A 17,069-nucleotide genomic window follows, 5' to 3' on the forward strand; every position below is an offset into this window, starting at 1 on the left:
CGGGCGGGTGGCCGGGGTGGCCACCCGCCCGCCAGGCTCGCGCCCCGCCCCTTCACCAGACCCTCCGGCATCCGATCCGCCCTCGGCGCCCCGTCCCGGCCATTCCGACACCGTGCCGTCCGATGCCCGCCCGCCGCCTTCCGAAGACCCGGAGGGCGAAGGACCGGCCCCCGAGGGGTCAGCCTCCGATGGGCCGGACGGCTGTTCCTCCGCCGACGCCTCGCCGTCCCGGCCCGTCGGCGCACCACCCGGGGAGCCGTCCTCGCCAGGCCCGGAACCCCCGCCGTCGGGATCGTCCGGGCCCTCCTCCCCCGACGTGCCCGCCAGCAGCTCGTCGAGCAGGGACTCGTCCAGCCCCGGCGCGTCGAACGGATCGCGCCGCCGCCGATGCGGCAGCGACAGCCGCGCGGCGGCCCGAACGTCCTCGGTCGTCACGGCGTCCCGCCCCTGCCAGGCCGCGTGGGCGATGGCGGCGTTCGCCGTGACCAGGTCGGCCCGCAGCCCGTCGACCCCGAACGCGGCGCACACCGTCGCGATCTGCCGCAGCCGCGCATCCGGCAGCCGCACGCCCGGCACCCGGACCCTGGCCTGGGCGATCCTGGCCGCCAGCGCCGATTCCTCGGCCTTCCACCGGGCCGCGAACGCCTCGGGGCCGGCGTCGAAGGCGAGCCGCCGCCGGACCACCTCCGCGCGCTCCCCGGGATCCCTGGACGCCTTCACCTCGACCGTCAGCCCGAACCTGTCCAGCAGCTGCGGCCGCAGCTCGCCCTCCTCCGGGTTCATGGTCCCGACCAGCAGGAACCTGGCGGCGTGCCGTACGGACACGGACTCGCGCTCCACATAGCACGTGCCCATGGCCGCCGCGTCGAGGAGCAGGTCGACGAGGTGGTCGTGGAGCAGGTTCACCTCGTCGACGTACAGCACGCCGCGATGCGCGGCGGCCAGCAGTCCGGGCTCGAACGCCTTCACGCCCTCCGTCAGCGCCCGCTCCACGTCCAGCGAGCCGACCAGGCGGTCCTCCGACGCACCGACCGGCAGCTCCACCAGCGCGGCCGGGCGGTCGAACCCCTGCCCGCCCGGCTCGTGCGGGCCGTCCGGGCACTCCGCGTCCGGGGCGGCGGGATCGCAGGCGAAGCGGCAGCCGGGCACCACGGTCACGGCGGGCAGCTGGGCGGCCAGAGCGCGCACGATGGTCGACTTGGCGGTGCCCTTCTCACCGCGGACCAGCACGCCGCCCACCCGCGGCGAGACCGCGTTGAGCACCAGTGCCAGCTTCAGGTCGTCGAGCCCGACGACGGCGCTGAACGGATACGTGACGATCAAGACAGGACCTTCCGGTTGACGTGGCCGACCCGCCAGCCGGCTCGCGTGGCGGTCAGCTCGGTGAGGGACAGCGGCGCGAGATCGAAACGGGCGGTGCGCGGCGGGTCCAGCCCCAGCGCGTGCCCGAGCGCCGCCCGGATGGCACCCGCGTCACAGAAGACCACCACGTGGAGCTCCGCGCGTGCCGCGTCGGGCTCCGCACGTCCCGGGGTGCGTACTGAGGCACCTGCAGAAGCGCCGGCCGAGGCGGGGGTCAAGGCGCGTACCGTGTCGAGCCAGCCCGCCACCCGCGCCGCCAGCTCGGCCGGGCTCTCGCCGCCGTGCGGTGCCGCGTGCGGGTCGGTCAGCCAGCTCGCCAGCGCGTCCGGCTCCTCCCGCGCCACCCGCGCGTACGGGAGGCCCCGCCACCGGCCGCAGTCCGCCTCCGCGAGGGCCGGGGTCACACGGGCCTCCAGCCCCACGGCGGCGGCGGTCTGCCGGGCGGCGGCCGTGGGAGCGGCCCACGCCGTCGCGCCCGCCATCATCGGCCCCAGAGCGGCGGCGGCCCTGGCGAGGCTCGCCGCGTCGGCGTCCTCGTCGGCGGGAAAGCAGGCGGCGCGCATTCCCGGCGTGGTGGCGTGCCGGACGAACAGCACCCCACTCAACTCGTCGAGACCGGCGAGGCTGACCGGCGCGCCGCCGCCCGGTCGCTCACCCAGCCGAACAGCACGCCGAAGACCGTCCAGAAGACCAGTTGCGTGCCGAGCGAGGCGAGCCTGAACTCCCACAGCAGCGTGGCGGGGAACCCGTCGGGCACCTCGTCGATCGGCGGCAGCAGCAACCACGCGGCGGCCACCGGTACGAGGAAGGCGGCGACGGCCGCGCTCCACCTGGCCCACGGCCCTCCGGAGACGCGACGCGCCGTCGCCACGGCGATCGCCGTCGCGGCCAGGCCGACGGCGATCATCACGACGTACAGGAGGGTCCGGCCGTTGATGGTCTCGGGGTCTCCCACGGCCGGCGGGTTGGCGGGATATTTCAGGAACGGTACGAGGATGACCGCCGCGAAGGCCGTCCCCGCGGCGGCGAGCGCCAGCCCGCCCTCCGACCGGGGACCGACCCGCCCGCGCAGGCCCGCGTACACGAGTGCGAAGACGCCGCCCACGGCCAGCCCGTACAGGCCGGTGGCCAGGAACAGCCCGGCCTTCTGCACGGGCCGGGAGACCAGCGCCTCCTCGCCGTGGCCATGGCCGTCGGCGGCGTGCTCCAGCGCGATCGCGCCGTCCAGCCGCGGCTCCCCGAAGGCGAAGGCGAAGCCGCCCGCGATCAATCCGGCCAGCAGGCCCAGGAGCAGCCCCCTGACCAGCAGGGTGCGTACCATGCCGTGCCTAATGACAGGGCACGCCGAGCAGGTGCCGCCCGTCGTGCATCAGTTCGTGCAGGTAGGCCCCCGTCTGTGAGATGGCCCCGTTGTCCATCAGCACCAGGTAGGCGATCAGCAGCAGCACCGGCACGGCCAGGAACCACAGCCGCAGGCGGGGGAGAGAGATGGTGGATGGAGCGGACAGGCCACTCATAAAGGCCTCCTCTGGGATGACGCGTCCCGACAGGTGAGGTCACGGTCGCCAAGCGACCTGGCTCCCGGGATCTACGTCCCGGATACAGTGGCGCGTCCGCACCGGCATCTCACCGGATTTCCCTTGGACAACCGTGAAATCTCCCGGAACGTATCCTTTTCTCCCGTTCGCGTCAATGACGTGACTATGGCCACACCCTCCGAGAATCGAGCACCCATCTGCCAGCTCGACAGGTTGTAGAGCTACCCTGAAGGGCGTGAAGGGTCTTGGCGAGCTTGAGCGCAGCATCATGGACATCCTCTGGGCGGAGAGCACCGCGTTGACCGCCCGCGAGGTCGGGAGGCTCATCGCCGACCGCGATCTCGCCCCCACCACGGTGATGACCGTCCTCGACCGGCTCACCCGCAAGGGATTCCTGCAGCGGACCCGCGACGGCCGCGCGTGGAGATATGAGCCCGCGGAAAGCCGCGACGCGTACATCGCTGAGCTTATGCTTGAGGCCTTGGACTTGACGGGCGACCGGTCGGCCGCCCTCACCCGCTTCGCCCAGGCCGTGTCGGGCCCGGAGGCGGAGATCCTGCGCAGAGCCCTTACGGAGCTGGAGGACGAGTGATCACGGCAGCGGCGCTGGCAGCGCTCGCCACGGCGTGCGCGGTTGGCTCCTGGCGTTTCACGACTGCCCGGTGGACCTCGCGCGCGCCCCGGCTGGCCATCATCCTCTGGCAGTCCCTCGGCGTCGCCTGGGGGCTGGCCACGACCGGCGCCATGCTGGCGTACGCGGTCCAGCCCTACGAAGTGGGCGTGCTGCAGGGGCTCATCGCGTTCGTGAGCGGCCGGACACCGCGCGAGCCCTGGGACGCGCTGCACGTGCTGGCCATGATCGCGGGCATCACGGCGCTCGCCGTGCTGGTCGTGGTGCTGGTCACGGCCGGCGTGCAGGCGCTGCGGGCGCGCAGGCGGCACCGGATGCTGCTCACGCTGATCGCCCACGACGACCCGGGCATGCCGGGCGTGCGGGTGCTCGACCACCCGGGCGCGGCGGCATACTGCGTGCCCGGCCTGCGCTCGCAGGTCGTGGTCAGCGAGGGCGCGCTCAGGCTGCTGTCGCGCGACGAGCTGGCGGCCGTGCTCGCGCACGAGGCGGCGCACGTACGCGAGCGCCATGACCTGGTCCTGCTGCCGTTCGCCGCGCTGCGCCGGGCGCTGCCCTGGTCGAAGGTCGTGGCCGACGCTCAGGCGCAGGTGGAGCTGCTCATCGAGATGGCCGCCGACGACCGCGCCCGGCGCTACTGCTCGCCGCGCCGCCTGGCCACGGCGCTGCTCAGGTTCGGCACGGCCGGCGCCATGCCGACGCCCAACGGCATGCTGGGCGTGCACGCCCAGAACGTCATGGCGAGGGTCGATCGCCTGGTCAAGCCGGGTCCCGAGCTGGCCACGCCGGTGCGCTACGGATACGCCGCACTCTCTGTGACATTGGTCACCACCGCGCCCTTCCTGTGGGTTATCCAGCTCTAACGCTTGCTGGAGTTAACCACGGCGCTTGCAATTGCAAGCAGCGCGAGGCAGACTACAGGCATGGCACTACCCAAAGTCGGCTCGATCGGTGAATACATCCGCGAGCAGCGGCAGCAGGCGAAGATCTCGCTGCGCCAGCTCGCGGCGGCGGCAGGGGTCTCCAACCCTTACCTCAGCCAGATCGAGCGCGGGCTGCGCAAGCCGAGCGCGGAGATTCTCAACCAGATCGCCAAGGGTCTGCGCATCTCCTCGCAGGCGCTCTATGTGCAGGCGGGCCTCATCGAGGACCGCGAACCGCCGAGCGACGTGATCACTGTGATCAGGGCCGACACGCATCTCACCGAGCGGCAACGCCAGGTGCTGATCGATATCTATGAGTCGTTCCGCAAGGAGAAGCGCGCCGAGGACGAGCAGACCTCCCAGAACGCCCGCCCTCAGCACGACTCCGAATCGGACGACGAGCCGCTGCCCGAGGAGTTTCTCGCCGCTCTTGAGCCCTATGCGGCGACCTCAAGCAACGGCAACGTCACCCAGGAAACCAAGGAAGGTTAACCCATGACGCTCGCCACCGAGGTCAAGAAGCTCACCGATTCCAAGCCGTTCTACGCGGTCGCGGGTGTGGGCGACTACGCCGTCGAGAAGCTTCGTGAGCTGCCCGAGCAGCTGCAGAAGCTCCAGTCGCGCCGCTACGAGCTCACCCGGGAACTGCCGGAGAAGGCCCGCGTCTACGCCGACAAGGCCGAGGGCCTGGCCAGGGAGTTCCCCGAGAAGGCCCGCGAGTACGCCGGCCAGCTGACCCACAAGGCCACCGAGGTCTACGAGGACTTCGCCACGCGCGGCCGCAAGGTCGTCAGCCAGGCCTCGGGCGAGGCCGCGCTCGAGCTGGAAGAGGTGTCGGAGGCCGCCGAGCCGCCCGTCGCCGAGCCGGTCAAGCGGACCCGCACGACCCGCACCACCAAGGCCAAGGCCTGACATTACGGAAGGGCTCGTCTCCCGTCGGGAGACGGGCCTTTTCCTCTTGGGGTGCCCGGCTGTCGGGGGCGCCTATTAGGCTGGGGCCGATTTCATCGCGGCGTTGGGCGGAGCCAACAACATGAATTTGATCAACGGAGTCTTCAACCTCCTCTTCCTGGTGCTCGCCGCCATCATCTTCGGCATGTCGGTCTACGCGGGCGTACACGCGCTCCGGGTGCCGGCCAACGCATTCGTCTCGGCGGGCAAGCTGCAAAAACCCCTCTGGCTGCTCATCCTGGGGCTGGCCACGCTGTTCTCGGGCGCGGGGGCGTGGACCTACTTCAACGCCTTCATGATCGTCGGCGCCGCCGAGTTCATCGGCATCGGCCTCGGGCTGTTCTCGATCGCGGCCGTCATCGCCGCCACCATCTACATCGTCGACGTCAAACCCGCCGTCAAGGGCATGGACGGCCGGGGCGGCGGCGGTCCGTACGGCGGCTGGTAGACCCGCCGCGCGAAGGGGGCGATCCGCCTGGGAGTACTAGGCTGACGATATGACTCACGACCTCCACGGACGCACGCAACGCTTGGAACTGTCGGACCAGAACCTCCGGGATTTCGAGGCCGTCGTGCTGGACGCCACGCCCGAGGGGATCGTGCTGAACAAGTCGGCGTTCTATCCGGGCGGCGGCGGCCAGCCGGCGGACCATGGGGTGCTGATCTGGCAGGGCGTGGAGACCCACATCGCCGGGGTCCGCAAGGGCGACGATCTCTACCTGATCCCGGCCGAGGGCGACCCGGTCCCGCCCGTGGGCACCGTGGTCCGGGGGGCGGTGGCCGACGAGCGCCGCTCGGCCCTCATGCGTACGCACTCCGGCCTGCACGTGCTGTGCGGGGTGGTGTTCCGGGACTACGGCTGCCTCGTCACGGGCGGCAACATGGACGAGCTCACCGCGCGGATGGACTTCAACCTGCCCGAGGTGCCTCCGGGGTTCAAGGAGGCCGTCGAGGAGGCCTGCAACGCCGAGATCGTCGCCGACCGGCGCATCGACGTGAAGGTGCTGCCCCGCCCGGAGGCCTTCGCCATCCCCGGCATCATCCGCACCGCCACGAACCTGGTGCCGGAGACCGTCCAGGACGTGCGCATCATCGACATCGTCGGCCTCGACACGCAGGCGGACGGCGGCACCCACGTGGCCTCCACCAAGCAGATCGGCCACATCAAGGTGGCCAAGATCGAGAGCAAGGGGCGCGGCTTCCGCCGCCTGCGCATCCAGATCTCCGACTAGCGTCCCTCCACGATCGCGGCGAGCCCGTCCAGCAGCGGCCTCAGCCCGAACTCGAAGAGCCGGTCCAGGTCGAGGTCGAAGTCGCCCAGCTCGGCCAGGAACTCCGCGAAGGCGGGATAGCGCCCCGACTCGGTGATCGCCCGCATGCGGCCCCCCTGCACGCTCAGCCACTCCTCGTCGGTGAGGCCCGTGGCGGCACGGGCCCGCCGCTCCAGCTCGATGTTGGCGGCTATGCCCTGCACGTAGCTGTAGACCAGGATTTGCAGGTTCATCTTGGCCGTGGCGTCCAGCCGAGTGCCCGCCAGCGCTGCCATGACCCACTCCGAGTGCTTGAGCAGCCCCGCCGAGGGCAGCGGCCTGGACAGCGGAGTGATCCCGGCCATCCACGGATGCCGGCGGTAGGCGGCCCACTGCAGGCGTGCGGACGTCTCCAGCACCGCCCGCCAGCCGGCGGGAGGCTCCGCGGGCAGCGGGAAATCCTCGATCGCCGCGTCGAACATCAGCAGCACCAAGTCCTCCTTGCCGCCCACGTGGCGGTAGAGAGACATGGTCGCCATGCCGAGCCGGACCGCGAGGGCGCGCATGGTCAGCTCGGCCAGCCCTTCGGCGTCCGCGATCTCGATGGCCGCCCGCACGATGCGCTCGCGGGCCAGTTCATGCTCGGGCAGCGAGGATCGCCGCGCCGTACCACCCGATTGCGCCCCTCTCCCACCGCGCGGCTCCGCCCCCCTACCACCGCGCAGCTCCGCCACGACCGTGCCCACGCGCGGCTCCGCGACCACCACCCCTTCCTGGGCCAGCAGCGTGAGCGCCTTGGCGGCGGTGGCCAGCGCGACGCCCCAGTCCCTGGCGAGCTGTCTGGTGGACGGCACCCGCTCCCCCGGACGCAGCTTGCCGTCCGCGATGCGCCGCTTGATGTCGGCCACTATGCGCGCGTAGGGCGGAGCACCCATCGAACCCTCCTGTACTAGTACAGATCCTGCCAGCATACCCTTGTGACGAGCTGTATGTACGTCGTACATTCACATCGCATACAGCGTCAACAGCACAGGGAGCACATCATGAAGGTCCTCATTTCCGGCGCGAGCGTAGGCGGCCCCGTCCTGGCCTACTGGCTGCGGCAGCACGGCTTCGAGGTGACGGTCGTCGAGCGCGCCCCCGCCCCCCGCAAGGGTGGCCAGGCGATCGACATCAGAGGAGCCGCGTTGACCGTGGCCGCGAAGATGGGTGTCCTCGAGCAGATCAGGACCATGAAGACGACCATGCGCGGCATGTCGATGGTGGACGGCGACGGCAACGAGATCATGCGCAGCACCGAGGAGACGCTCAGCGGCGGCCGTTTCGACAGCCCGGACGTGGAGATCATGCGCGACGACCTGGTCGCGATCCTCACCTCGGCCTCGGACGCCGGCTACCTCTACGGCGACTCGATCGCCGCTCTCACGGAGGACGGGGAGGTGACGTTCGAGAGCGGCAGGCAGGGCCGCTACGACTATGTCATCGGCGCCGACGGGCTGCACTCCAACGTGCGCAGGCTCGCCTTCGGCGAGGAGTCGCAATTCCTGCACCACCTCGGCATGTACGTCTCCATCTACACCACCGGCAACTTCCTCGGCCTGGACCACTGGCAGACGTGGTTCCGCGAGGGCATCGGGGGAGGGGCCGTCTTCAGCGACAGGGACACCAGCGTGATGCGGGTCAACCTGGGCTTCGAGGCAGGCCCGATCGACTACGACTACCGCGACATCGACCAGCAGAAGCGCCTCGTCCAGGAGCACTGCTCGGGACTGCGCTGGGAGGTCCCGAGGCTGCTGGACGCCATGTGGAAGGCCGACGACTTCTACTTCGACGCCATGGCCCAGGTGAGGATGGAGCGCTGGTCGACCGGCCGGGTGGCGCTGATCGGTGATGCGGGCTACTGCGCCACGCCGCTGTCGGGGCAGGGCACGAGCCTGGCCATGGTGGGGGCGTACGTGCTGGCACAGGAGCTCGGCGCGGACCCGGCCGCGGCGTTCGACCGCTACGAGGAGCGCATGCGCCCGTTCGTCGCGGCAAACCAGGCGCTCGCGCTCGAGAACCCCGGCCAGGGCGCCGCGCCGGAGAGCGTTCAGCGGGCCGCAACCGGCATCACGCTGGATTGACGGTACGAACCGATACGATTTGCCGCCATGACGGGTATCCGACTCACGATCGCCGCCCTCGGAGCCACCGCTCTGGCGTTGACCGCCGCCCCCGCGATGGCAGCGGAGGCCGGGATCACGGACGAGGTGACGATGACCCTGGGCAAGGACGGCACCCTGCACGTGGTCGAGAAGATCACCGGGGCGTCGGGGGGACTCAAGCGGACGTTCATCACCAGGACGCGGTACGACGACGGCAACGACCGCGTCTACCAGATCTCGAACGTCAAGGGCGGCACCCTCGAAGGCGACGTGCTCACTGTGACGGGCCAGACCGTCGAGTACGACGTCAAGGGGACGGTGACGACCTCGGGCGGGGTCGAGGAGCTGCGCTGGTTCGCGGTGAACGGCTGGAACCAGCAGGTCACCAAGGCCACGGTACGGGTGAACGGCCCCGGCCAGGTGCAGAACCTGTCCTGCTTCGCCGGCGAGCTGACCTCGGCCATCGGCTGCACGGCGGCCTCCATGGACCACAGCGCCACCCAGGCCGACTTCGAGCAGCAGAACCTCGCGCCCAGCCAGGCCCTGACCGTCGTCGTCGGCTACCCGGAGGGCTCCAGCGGCGGCGCCCCCATCCTGGAGAAGCGCTTCTCGCTGGCGGCCGCGTTCACCCTCGACACCATCACCGGCGGCGCCCTGGCCGGCCTGCTGGTGCTGCTGCTCGGCGGCGTCGTCCTGCTCTACTGGACGCGGGGCCGCGACGCGCGGGTCGCCGACCACGAGAAGGGCGCCGTCGATCCCGTCCAGAACGGCCACTTCTCCCCGCCCGACGGCGTGCGCCCCGGCCAGATCGGCACGCTCGTGGACGAGCAGGCCGACGTGGTCGATGTGACCGCCACGATCATCGACCTCGCGGTACGCGGCTACCTGCGGATCGACGAGCAGCCCCGCCAGACCTACGACGCACCCGACTGGATGCTGGTCAGGCGGAACGCGCCCGTCGACGCGCTCCTGCCGTACGAGCGCGCCCTCTTCGAGGCCATCTTCGACGGCCGGGACACTGTGCTGCTGTCGCAGATGTCCGGCTCCTTCGCGGCCCACCTGGGCAAGGTCCGCGACGCGTTGTACGCCGATGTGGTCAAGCAGGGCTGGTTCGCCCGCCGCCCGGACACCGAGCGCACCAGGTGGACCACGATCGGCGTGGTGCTGATCGGCACAGGACTGCTGGCCACGGTGGCGCTGGCCTGGTTCACCACGTACGGGCTGCTCGGGCTTGCCCTGATCATCGCGGGCGCCGCCCTGGCCGTCGGCGGCCAGTACATGCCGGCCAAGACCGCCAAGGGCTCGGCCGCGCTGGCGCATACGATGGGCTTCCGCCAGTACCTGTTCTCCGGCGAGCTGGGCAACGTGCCCGAGCAGCACCGGGTGGAGCTGTTCTCGCGCTACCTGCCGTACGCCGTGATCTTCGATGGGGTGGAGCACTGGTCGCGCGTGGTGGCCTCGGTCACCGGCAACGGCAGCCAGAGCGACAACCTCTACTGGTACCACGGGCCCGCGGAGTGGGACCTGTCCAAGTTCGCCGGCTCGATGCGCACGTTCACGACCACGACCTCGGGCGCCATCTCCGCGACCCGCCAGTTCCGCACGCTTTAGCGGATTCTCAGCTCCCCGACCGGGCGGCCCCCGCCGAGCACCGGCGGGCTGGCCAGCTCGGCCAGCTCAGGGGCGTCCAGCCCGAGGGAGCGCAGCGCCGCCACCGTGACCGCCACGCGGGCGCGCTGCGACCCGTCCTCGATCTTGACGGTCCCTGCGCGCCCGTCCTCGAACACGAACGCGTCGAACGCCTCCGCCCCCGCCTTCAGCATCAGCCCCGGCAGCGCCCGCATGAGCGCGGCCTCGGGGCGGTCGGTGCCCGACGTCCACTCGGGGTAGGTGCTCATGGCGTCGAAGATCTTGCGCTCGTACGAGTCCGGCGACGACATCGGGAACGCCCTGAACCCCTTGGTCACGCCCAGCATCGACACGAAGAACAGCGGCGCCCCGCACCCGTCCACGCCGGAGGCCGCCACCCGCTCCCCCGTCAGGTCCTCCACCGTCTCCCTGATCGCGCGCTGCAGCGGGTGCATCGGCTCCAGGTACGTGTCCAGCTGCCAGTCGTTCAGCACGCAGGTGGCCAGCATGGCGGCGTGCTTGCCGGAGCAGTTCATGTAGACGCGCCCGCGCTCGGTCGCCGCCCGGTCGAACGGGTAGTCCTCGGGGCACAGCAGCGCCGATTCCTCCAGCCCCGCCCCCGCCAGGATCTTCCTGACCCCGTCCACGTGGAACGGCTCCCCCGAGTGCGAGGCGCAGGCCAGCGCGAGCAACTCGCCCTCCAGCCGCAGCCCGCTGCGCAGCATGCCGAGCGCCTGGAGCGGCTTCATCGACGACCGTGGCGACGCCGGTACGTGCACCGCGCCCCGCGCCTCGACCGGGCGTCCTTCCGCGTCCACGGTCAGCATGCGTGCCTGATGCGTGGACTCCACGAACCCGGACCGGACGACTTCCACAATCAGCGACATTTCGCCACCCCTTTCCGGCATGAGTCTACGAAGGGTTTTTCCTGGCCCAGAATGGGATCCCATGCGAGCAGTGGTGCAGCGAGTGAGTTCAGCCTCCGTCGAGGTCGAGGGGCGTACCGTCGGAGCGGTCACAGAGCCCGGCCTGCTCGTCCTGGTGGGCGTCACGCACACGGATACGCGCGCGGAGGCCGCCAGGCTCGCCGCCAAGCTCTGGGGCCTGCGCATCCTGCACGGCGAGAAGTCGTGCTCGGACGTGTCCGCGCCGCTCCTGGTGATCAGCCAGTTCACCCTCTACGGCGACGCGCGCAAGGGCAGGCGGCCCACCTGGCAGGCGGCCGCCCCAGGACCGGTCGCCGAGCCGCTGGTGGGGGCCGTGGTCGAGGAGCTGCGCGCGCTGGGCGCCCACGTGGAGACGGGCGTCTTCGGCGCCGACATGAAGGTCTCCCTCGTCAACGACGGCCCGATCACCCTCGTCCTGGAGACGTGACGGTCAGCGGAGGCGGCGGCGCAGCGAGGGATCGATGCTGACGTTGCGACCCGCGTCCGGCGGCACCACGACCTCCTGGGCCGCCGCGACGCCCCCGGCCAGCAGCGGCGCGTCCACCGGCACCGTACGCTTGATCACCGCCAGCGCGATGGGCCCCAGCTCGTGGTGCCGGGCGGCCGAGCCGACCACGCCGACCTCCTGGCTCTCGAAGATCACCGGAGCGCCGTGCACGGGCAGCGTGTCGACGCTGCCGTCGAGGTGCAGGAACACCAGGCGGCGCGGCGGATGCCCCAGGTTGTGCACCCGGGCCACCGTCTCCTGGCCGCGGTAGCAGCCCTTGCTCAGATGCACGGCCGTGCCGACCCAGCCCACTTCGTGCGGGATCGTCTTGTGGTCGGTCTCGAACCCGAGCCGCGGCCGGTGCGCCTCGATCCGCAGCGCCTCGTACGCCCACAGCCCCGCCATCGGCCGCTCCAAGTGCTCGGGCAGCTCCGCGCGCGGCACCAGGAAGTCCTCGGTCGCCGTGGACAGCACGGCCAGGTCGTCGGCCCGCGACACCTCGACGCGGAGCATGAACCGCATGCGGTCGAGATAGTCGATCAGGCTCTGCGCGGTGCCCGGCTCCACATGGGCCAGCACGCTCTCACCGTCGTCGACCAGCGTCAGGTGGTGCAGCACGCGACCCTGAAGGTCGAGGTCGAGCGTCTGCGTCCACTCGCCCGGTTTCAGCATGTCGAGCTTCTGCGAGGTCAGGTCGTTGAGCCACTTCAGCCGGTCGGCGCCCGAGATCCGGATCACCTCGCGATTGCTGCGGTCGACGATCGCCTCGCCCTTGGTCAGAGCGCGCTGCTCGGCGAACAGGTCGCCGTAGTGCGCGGCTACGTCTGAGTCCGGCCCGTCGGCCGCGACGGCGCCGGGAAGGTCGAGCAGAGGGCTACGCATGCCACCCAGGCTATCGGCAGCCGCGAGGACACCCGTAAACGGCCGGGCGGCTATCGGCAGTTACGGCAACGCCCGAAGACGGTCAGGTGGTGGACGTCGGCGACGAACCCCAGCTCGTCGTCGAGCCCCTTGACCAATCCCTCGGCCAGCTCGGGGCGCACCTCGAACACCTCGTCGCACCCCCGGCACACCAGGTGCACGTGATCGGCCTCGGCCGCCAGGTGGTAGGTCGGCGCGCCGTGCCCCAGATGGGTGTGGGTGACCATGCCGAGCTCTTCGAGCAACTCCAGCGTGCGGTAGACCGTGGAGATGTTGACGCCGCGGGCCGTCTCGCGGACCTTGACGCAGATCTCCTCGGGCGTGGCATGCTCCAGCTCCTTGACCGCTTCAAGGACGAGCTGGCGCTGCGGAGTGACCCGGTAGCCCTTCGCACGGAGTTCCTCGTGCCACTGCGTCTCCGTCATGCCCCGAGTGTAGGTGCAGTTCCTGCTACCTGCAGTGGTCCGCTGAACGCGGCCCATCCGCACGGCCCGGTGATATTCACTTGCCCCTGCCGCCGACGACCGCATAGCTTCGTTGGTACGCGGAAAGGAGGTGGTCCGAATAATGGATAGTCATAGTCGGGCTAGCGAGGTGGTTGTCCGCTAACGCCGCGGACTCTTGTCTCGTCTCGTGACGTTGGCGAATTCGAGGCAACTACCGGGGCCCCTGGCAGCCGGAGGGCGGGATCCCAGAATCCCGACCATGGTCCATCCGGCCCGCTTGATCGCAGGCGGAGTGATGCCTGGGGCCCTCTTCAATGCTCACCTCTGGCCGGCAGGCCGAGCTTGCCGCACGCGTCGCGATAGAGCGTCACCACGGCCTTGCGCACCTGTGCCCGTTCGGTGATCGTCTCGCCCCAGGGCACTCGCACCCGCTCCCCGCCGTCGATCGTGAACTCGATCGCCTCGGCGTCGACGTCGCTCGTCACGGCCGTGGTGGCGTCGGGGCGCCCGCCGAGCCCCCGTACGATGATCAGCGCGTCGTCGGCGTGGTCGTCGTTCATATGGCGCTTGATCGCCTCGATGGCGTCAGCGGTGAAAGGCGTGCTCATATCGGATCAAGCTACCTTCTTCAGCTCCGCCGACATATGGTCCGTGAGCGGGTGGCCGACGGCCGCCATCTCATAGGCCCACATGAGGTTGCCGTTGACCAGCCCGTACAGCCGGTGGCCCGCCGTGTATTCCTTCGCCGAGGTGGTGCGCGCGACGACGTCCGTACGCAACTCGATCTTGTGGAAGACGACCTCGCCGATGTAGATCTCGACGATCCCGGTCGGATGCGCGAGCACCACCTCGATCTGCCGGTCCGGCTGCGGCCGCCAGTATCCCGACTCCGTGGCCAGCGGCCTGACCCGATTTCCCTCCTGGTCGAGCAGCCACGTGCGGCTCACATAGGTCAGGAACGGCTTCCCGTTGTGCCCGAACTCGATCTCCTGCCCGAAGTTGAAGCTCTCGATCGTCGGGTAGCCGCCCACGCCCGCGCCCTCCCACCGGCCGAGCAGGAACGCGATCGGCTCAAGTGCGGGGTGCACCTCAGGTTCTTCCATGTTCCCCAAGCGTAGTGGCGCCTGGCCCGTACGGCGCCGGACTCGGCGACCGCCTCCACCTCCAGCCACGTGCCCTCCAGCTCAGCCTCGATCCGCATACTCGCCCTCCTTCCCCTCATCCGCGGGCCAGGGGAGCTAGTGTGGCGGTATGGCACGATCACTGGTGATCAAGGTGACCGCGGGGGCCGACGCCCCAGAGCGCTGCAACCAGGCGTTCACGGTCGCCGCCGCCGCACTCGCGAGTGGCGTACCCGTTTCGCTGTGGCTGACCGGCGAGTCGTCGTGGTTCGCACTGCCGGGCCGGGCCAAGGAGTTCAGCCTGCCGCACGCCACGCCGCTCGCGGACCTGCTCGACGTCGTCCTGACGGCCGGGCGGGTGACGCTCTGCACGCAGTGCGCGGCCCGCAGGAACATCACCGTGGACGACCTCATCGACGGCGTCCGCATCGCCGGCGCTCCGTCGTTCGTCGAGGAAGTGCTCGCCGAGGGCACCCAGGCCCTCGTCTACTGACCGAGAGCGCGCCGCGAGGCGTGCGGACCCCGACCCCCTGCCGCGTCGCGGAGGTCAGCCGGGCAAGACGGAGATCAGTCCGCCAGGACGGTCGCCAGGCGTTCCTGGCGCAGGGCTTCGTAGCGGGAGTCGTCGAGCGGCGCCAGCTCGCCCACCCGCCAGGACAGCAGCAAGTCGGCCAGTGCGGGGTTGCGGGCCAGCGCCGGCCCGTGGAGGTAGGTCCCGACCACGCGCCCGGCGTAGCAGCCTTCGAAGCCGTCGCCGTTCCCCACGCCCTTGATCGTCTTGGACAGCGGCTTGACCCCGGGGCCCAGATGGGTGACACCCATGTGGTTCTCGAACCCGGTCAGTGTGGGCATGTTGAGCGCGGCGTCCACCTCGGCCACCAGCTCCCCCACCGCCCGGGCCGGGCCGCGGGAACTGGAGATGTCCAGGAGCCCGATCCCGTCCACCGGCTGGCCTTCCTCGCCGCCGAACGTGCTGCCCATGATCTGGTAGCCGGCGCACACCGCCAGCATGGCGGCCCCGCCGGCGATGGCGCGGTGGAGGCCGCCGTCCCTGCGCAGCCGCTCGGCGGCCAGGATCTGGGGGCGGTCCTCGCCGCCGCCGATGAGGTAGACGTCGCCGCTCTCCGGCACCGCGTCGGCCGAGCGCACGTGGATCGTCTCCGTCTCGATCCCGCGGCGCTGTGCCCGCTGCTCGAGGACCAGGGCGTTGCCTTGGTCCCCGTATGTGCTCAGCAGGTCGGGATAGATCCAGACGATGCGAAGGGCGCTGTCAGACGGCACGGCCGAACTCCGATCGGATCTGCTGGAAGGCGGTGTAGTTGGCGATCACGTCCAGCCGGCCGGGCGGCTGCATGGCCAGCGCCTCCGTGAACGTGCTGCACAGCGTGAACGGCACGTCGGCCACGTCGAGCCGGAGCGCCAGGTCGAGGCGGCGTTGGCCGGTGACGAAGACGGGACGGCCGCGCAGGATGCGATAGTCGACGTCCCACAGCCACGAGGTGTCGCGGCCGTCGGGGCCCTGAGCGTTGACCGAGAGGATGATCGGCAGCTGCGGATCGGCGACGTCGAACGCCTCCAGCCAGCCCGCCGGGTTCTTCGCCAGCAGCAGCCGCGCGTGGCGGCCGTCGCGCTCGACCGTGGTGTAGCGGCCCGCCACCGAGGTGACCTCGCGCAGCCGGGGCAGCGCCCGCTCGACCGGCACCCCGAACGCCTCCGACACCGCCAGCGCCATCACCGCGTTGGAGCGGTTGGCCAGGCCGGGGAGCTGGATGTCGAGCAGCCACCGCTGCCCGCGCGGGTCGATCGCCACGTCGTCGTCCAGCACCCACTGCGGCTCAGGCCGGTGGAACGTGCACTCGCGGCAGGCCCAGAACGCGTCCTTGCGGTCGAGGGGACCGCCGCACTCGGGGCAGCACCAGGAGTCCTCCTTCCACCGCTGCCCGCCGGCGACCCAGGTGACCTTGGCCGCCGTGGAGGCGCCCCAGGTGACGAGCGGGTCATCGCAGTTGGCGATGACATGGGTGGGCTTGCCCGACAGCGCTCTGCGCCACTTCTGGGCGAGCAGCCAGATCTCGGCGGCCCGGTCCATCTGGTCGCGGCTGAGGTTCATCAGGCAGACGACGCCGGCGCCGGTGGTGTCGAGCACCTCGGGCAGGTATTTCTCGTCCACCTCCAGCACGCCGTACGGGGCGGCCTTGTGCTGGGAGAGCGCGGAGACGTGGCCGGCGGGCATGTTGGCGCCGTAGGCGTTCGTGGCCACCTCGCCGAGGTCGAGCAGCGCCGAGGTGATCAACCTGGTGGTCGTGGTCTTGCCGTTGGTGGCGCTGACCAGGGCCAGCTTGCGATCGCTGGCCAGCTTGCGCAGGAGATCGGGCTCGAGCATCAGGCCGACCCGCCCGCCGATCACCGAGCCGTCGCCGCGCCCGGTCATCCGGGACAGCGTGGCGGCACTGCGTCCCAGGGCGCTGGCGAGCTGGGCCCGCAGAGGAAGCTGGGTCATGCCCAAGGATCCTAGTCGGCGTTGGCCCGTACTCAGGAGATGCGCGCCAAACCCGGTCCGGTTGATCGCGCCGGGCGCTCAGGGGTTGACGCAGCGTGTGGGCGGCACACCGGCACAGCGCGTGCGTGGCACAGCGGCGCGCCTGGGGCGGGCGTCGTGTCGGTGGGCGGAGGCGCGGCTGGGGCCGGGCGTCAGGCTGGCCCTTACAACCTTCTTACC

Annotated in this window: 22 protein-coding genes and 1 riboswitch; of the genes, 10 read left to right on the top strand and 12 right to left on the bottom strand. The window is 70.7% G+C overall.

The window, feature by feature from the left end:
- The 4 genes from EJK15_RS58630 to EJK15_RS58645 form a co-directional block, all read right to left on the bottom strand.
- On the bottom strand, window positions 1–1,323 hold a 1,323-nt coding region (locus EJK15_RS58630; protein WP_171075190.1), incomplete at its 3' end, for a magnesium chelatase ATPase subunit I.
- Window positions 1,320–1,958 carry a histidine phosphatase family protein gene (locus EJK15_RS58635; protein WP_240777892.1) on the bottom strand — a complete coding sequence of 213 codons (639 nt, stop codon included), beginning with the start codon at window positions 1,956–1,958 and terminating at the stop codon, window positions 1,320–1,322. The genes EJK15_RS58635 and EJK15_RS58630, both read right to left, overlap by 4 nt.
- Before the next feature lie 5 nt (window positions 1,959–1,963).
- A complete protein-coding gene (locus EJK15_RS58640) occupies window positions 1,964–2,683 on the bottom strand; it encodes a CbtA family protein (protein ID WP_138719081.1) in 720 nt (239 codons plus the stop codon).
- A 7-nt stretch (window positions 2,684–2,690) separates the two neighbouring features.
- A complete protein-coding gene (locus EJK15_RS58645; RefSeq protein WP_138719082.1) occupies window positions 2,691–2,879 on the bottom strand; it encodes a CbtB domain-containing protein in 189 nt (62 codons plus the stop codon).
- Window position 2,880: 1 nt separating this feature from the next.
- Window positions 2,881–3,029, bottom strand: a riboswitch (adenosylcobalamin (AdoCbl) riboswitch).
- A gap of 106 nt (window positions 3,030–3,135) precedes the next feature.
- On the opposite strand from EJK15_RS58645, the gene EJK15_RS58650 reads away from it, so the two are divergent.
- The 6 genes from EJK15_RS58650 (at window position 3,136) to EJK15_RS58675 (ending at window position 6,637) form a co-directional block, all read left to right on the top strand.
- Window positions 3,136–3,492, top strand: a complete 357-nt coding sequence (locus tag EJK15_RS58650; RefSeq protein WP_138719083.1) for a BlaI/MecI/CopY family transcriptional regulator — start codon at window positions 3,136–3,138, stop codon at window positions 3,490–3,492.
- Window positions 3,489–4,394 (top strand): M56 family metallopeptidase, encoded by a 906-nt coding sequence (locus EJK15_RS58655; RefSeq protein ID WP_138719084.1) that lies wholly within the window; start codon window positions 3,489–3,491, stop codon window positions 4,392–4,394. The genes EJK15_RS58650 and EJK15_RS58655 overlap by 4 nt, the downstream gene beginning before the upstream one ends.
- Window positions 4,395–4,397: 3 nt before the next feature.
- Entirely contained in the window at window positions 4,398–4,946 is a 549-nt protein-coding gene (locus EJK15_RS58660; protein ID WP_276615555.1) for a helix-turn-helix domain-containing protein, read from the top strand.
- A gap of 3 nt (window positions 4,947–4,949) precedes the next feature.
- A complete protein-coding gene (locus EJK15_RS58665; protein WP_138719085.1) occupies window positions 4,950–5,366 on the top strand; it encodes a hypothetical protein in 417 nt (138 codons plus the stop codon).
- A gap of 121 nt (window positions 5,367–5,487) precedes the next feature.
- Window positions 5,488–5,853: a DUF2516 family protein gene (locus tag EJK15_RS58670; protein ID WP_138719086.1), complete on the top strand. Its 366-nt coding sequence runs from the start codon at window positions 5,488–5,490 to the stop codon at window positions 5,851–5,853.
- 49 nt (window positions 5,854–5,902) lie between these two features.
- Window positions 5,903–6,637 carry an alanyl-tRNA editing protein gene (locus EJK15_RS58675; protein ID WP_138719087.1) on the top strand — a complete coding sequence of 245 codons (735 nt, stop codon included), beginning with the start codon at window positions 5,903–5,905 and terminating at the stop codon, window positions 6,635–6,637.
- On the opposite strand, the gene EJK15_RS58680 is transcribed toward EJK15_RS58675, so the two are convergent.
- Entirely contained in the window at window positions 6,634–7,590 is a 957-nt protein-coding gene (locus EJK15_RS58680) for a TetR/AcrR family transcriptional regulator (RefSeq protein WP_138719088.1), read from the bottom strand. The genes EJK15_RS58675 and EJK15_RS58680 overlap by 4 nt on opposite strands.
- Before the next feature lie 108 nt (window positions 7,591–7,698).
- On the opposite strand from EJK15_RS58680, the gene EJK15_RS58685 reads away from it, so the two are divergent.
- Complete coding sequence (locus EJK15_RS58685; RefSeq protein ID WP_138719089.1) at window positions 7,699–8,778, top strand: FAD-dependent monooxygenase; 1,080 nt, start codon at window positions 7,699–7,701, stop codon at window positions 8,776–8,778.
- 27 nt (window positions 8,779–8,805) lie between these two features.
- A complete protein-coding gene (locus tag EJK15_RS58690) occupies window positions 8,806–10,410 on the top strand; it encodes a DUF2207 domain-containing protein (RefSeq protein WP_138719090.1) in 1,605 nt (534 codons plus the stop codon).
- Here EJK15_RS58690 and EJK15_RS58695 read toward each other — a convergent pair.
- Window positions 10,407–11,315, bottom strand: a complete 909-nt coding sequence (locus EJK15_RS58695; protein ID WP_206061884.1) for an asparaginase — start codon at window positions 11,313–11,315, stop codon at window positions 10,407–10,409. The two genes, EJK15_RS58690 and EJK15_RS58695, sit on opposite strands and share 4 nt — an antisense overlap.
- A gap of 61 nt (window positions 11,316–11,376) precedes the next feature.
- Here EJK15_RS58695 and dtd point away from each other — a divergent pair, with 61 nt between their 5' ends.
- On the top strand, window positions 11,377–11,802 hold the full coding sequence (dtd, locus tag EJK15_RS58700; RefSeq protein ID WP_138719092.1) for a D-aminoacyl-tRNA deacylase: 426 nt from the start codon (window positions 11,377–11,379) through the stop codon (window positions 11,800–11,802).
- A 3-nt stretch (window positions 11,803–11,805) separates the two neighbouring features.
- On the opposite strand, the gene ygfZ is transcribed toward dtd, so the two are convergent.
- The 4 genes from ygfZ to EJK15_RS58720 form a co-directional block, all read right to left on the bottom strand.
- Entirely contained in the window at window positions 11,806–12,744 is a 939-nt protein-coding gene (ygfZ, locus tag EJK15_RS58705) for a CAF17-like 4Fe-4S cluster assembly/insertion protein YgfZ (protein ID WP_138719093.1), read from the bottom strand.
- 50 nt (window positions 12,745–12,794) lie between these two features.
- Complete coding sequence (locus tag EJK15_RS58710; RefSeq protein ID WP_138719094.1) at window positions 12,795–13,208, bottom strand: Fur family transcriptional regulator; 414 nt, start codon at window positions 13,206–13,208, stop codon at window positions 12,795–12,797.
- 332 nt (window positions 13,209–13,540) lie between these two features.
- The gene (locus EJK15_RS58715; RefSeq protein WP_138719095.1) at window positions 13,541–13,837 is read right to left on the bottom strand and encodes a DUF2470 domain-containing protein; all 297 of its coding nucleotides are present in this window, start codon (window positions 13,835–13,837) and stop codon (window positions 13,541–13,543) included.
- Window positions 13,838–13,843: 6 nt separating this feature from the next.
- Complete coding sequence (locus EJK15_RS58720) at window positions 13,844–14,332, bottom strand: heme-binding beta-barrel domain-containing protein (RefSeq protein WP_138719096.1); 489 nt, start codon at window positions 14,330–14,332, stop codon at window positions 13,844–13,846.
- A 148-nt stretch (window positions 14,333–14,480) separates the two neighbouring features.
- Between EJK15_RS58720 and EJK15_RS58725 the strand changes: the two genes are divergently transcribed.
- Window positions 14,481–14,843 (top strand): DsrE family protein, encoded by a 363-nt coding sequence (locus EJK15_RS58725; RefSeq protein ID WP_138719097.1) that lies wholly within the window; start codon window positions 14,481–14,483, stop codon window positions 14,841–14,843.
- A 74-nt stretch (window positions 14,844–14,917) separates the two neighbouring features.
- Here the strand turns inward: EJK15_RS58725 and EJK15_RS58730 are convergent, their stop codons facing one another.
- Window positions 14,918–15,631, bottom strand: a complete 714-nt coding sequence (locus tag EJK15_RS58730) for a type 1 glutamine amidotransferase (RefSeq protein ID WP_138719098.1) — start codon at window positions 15,629–15,631, stop codon at window positions 14,918–14,920.
- Window positions 15,621–16,850, bottom strand: coding sequence for a MurT ligase domain-containing protein (locus EJK15_RS58735; protein WP_138719099.1), 1,230 nt, complete (start codon window positions 16,848–16,850; stop codon window positions 15,621–15,623). The genes EJK15_RS58730 and EJK15_RS58735 overlap by 11 nt, the downstream gene beginning before the upstream one ends.
- Window positions 16,851–17,069 lie beyond the last annotated feature (219 nt).

This window comes from Nonomuraea basaltis, assembly GCF_005893125.1.
Taxonomy (GTDB): domain Bacteria; phylum Actinomycetota; class Actinomycetes; order Streptosporangiales; family Streptosporangiaceae; genus Nonomuraea; species Nonomuraea basaltis.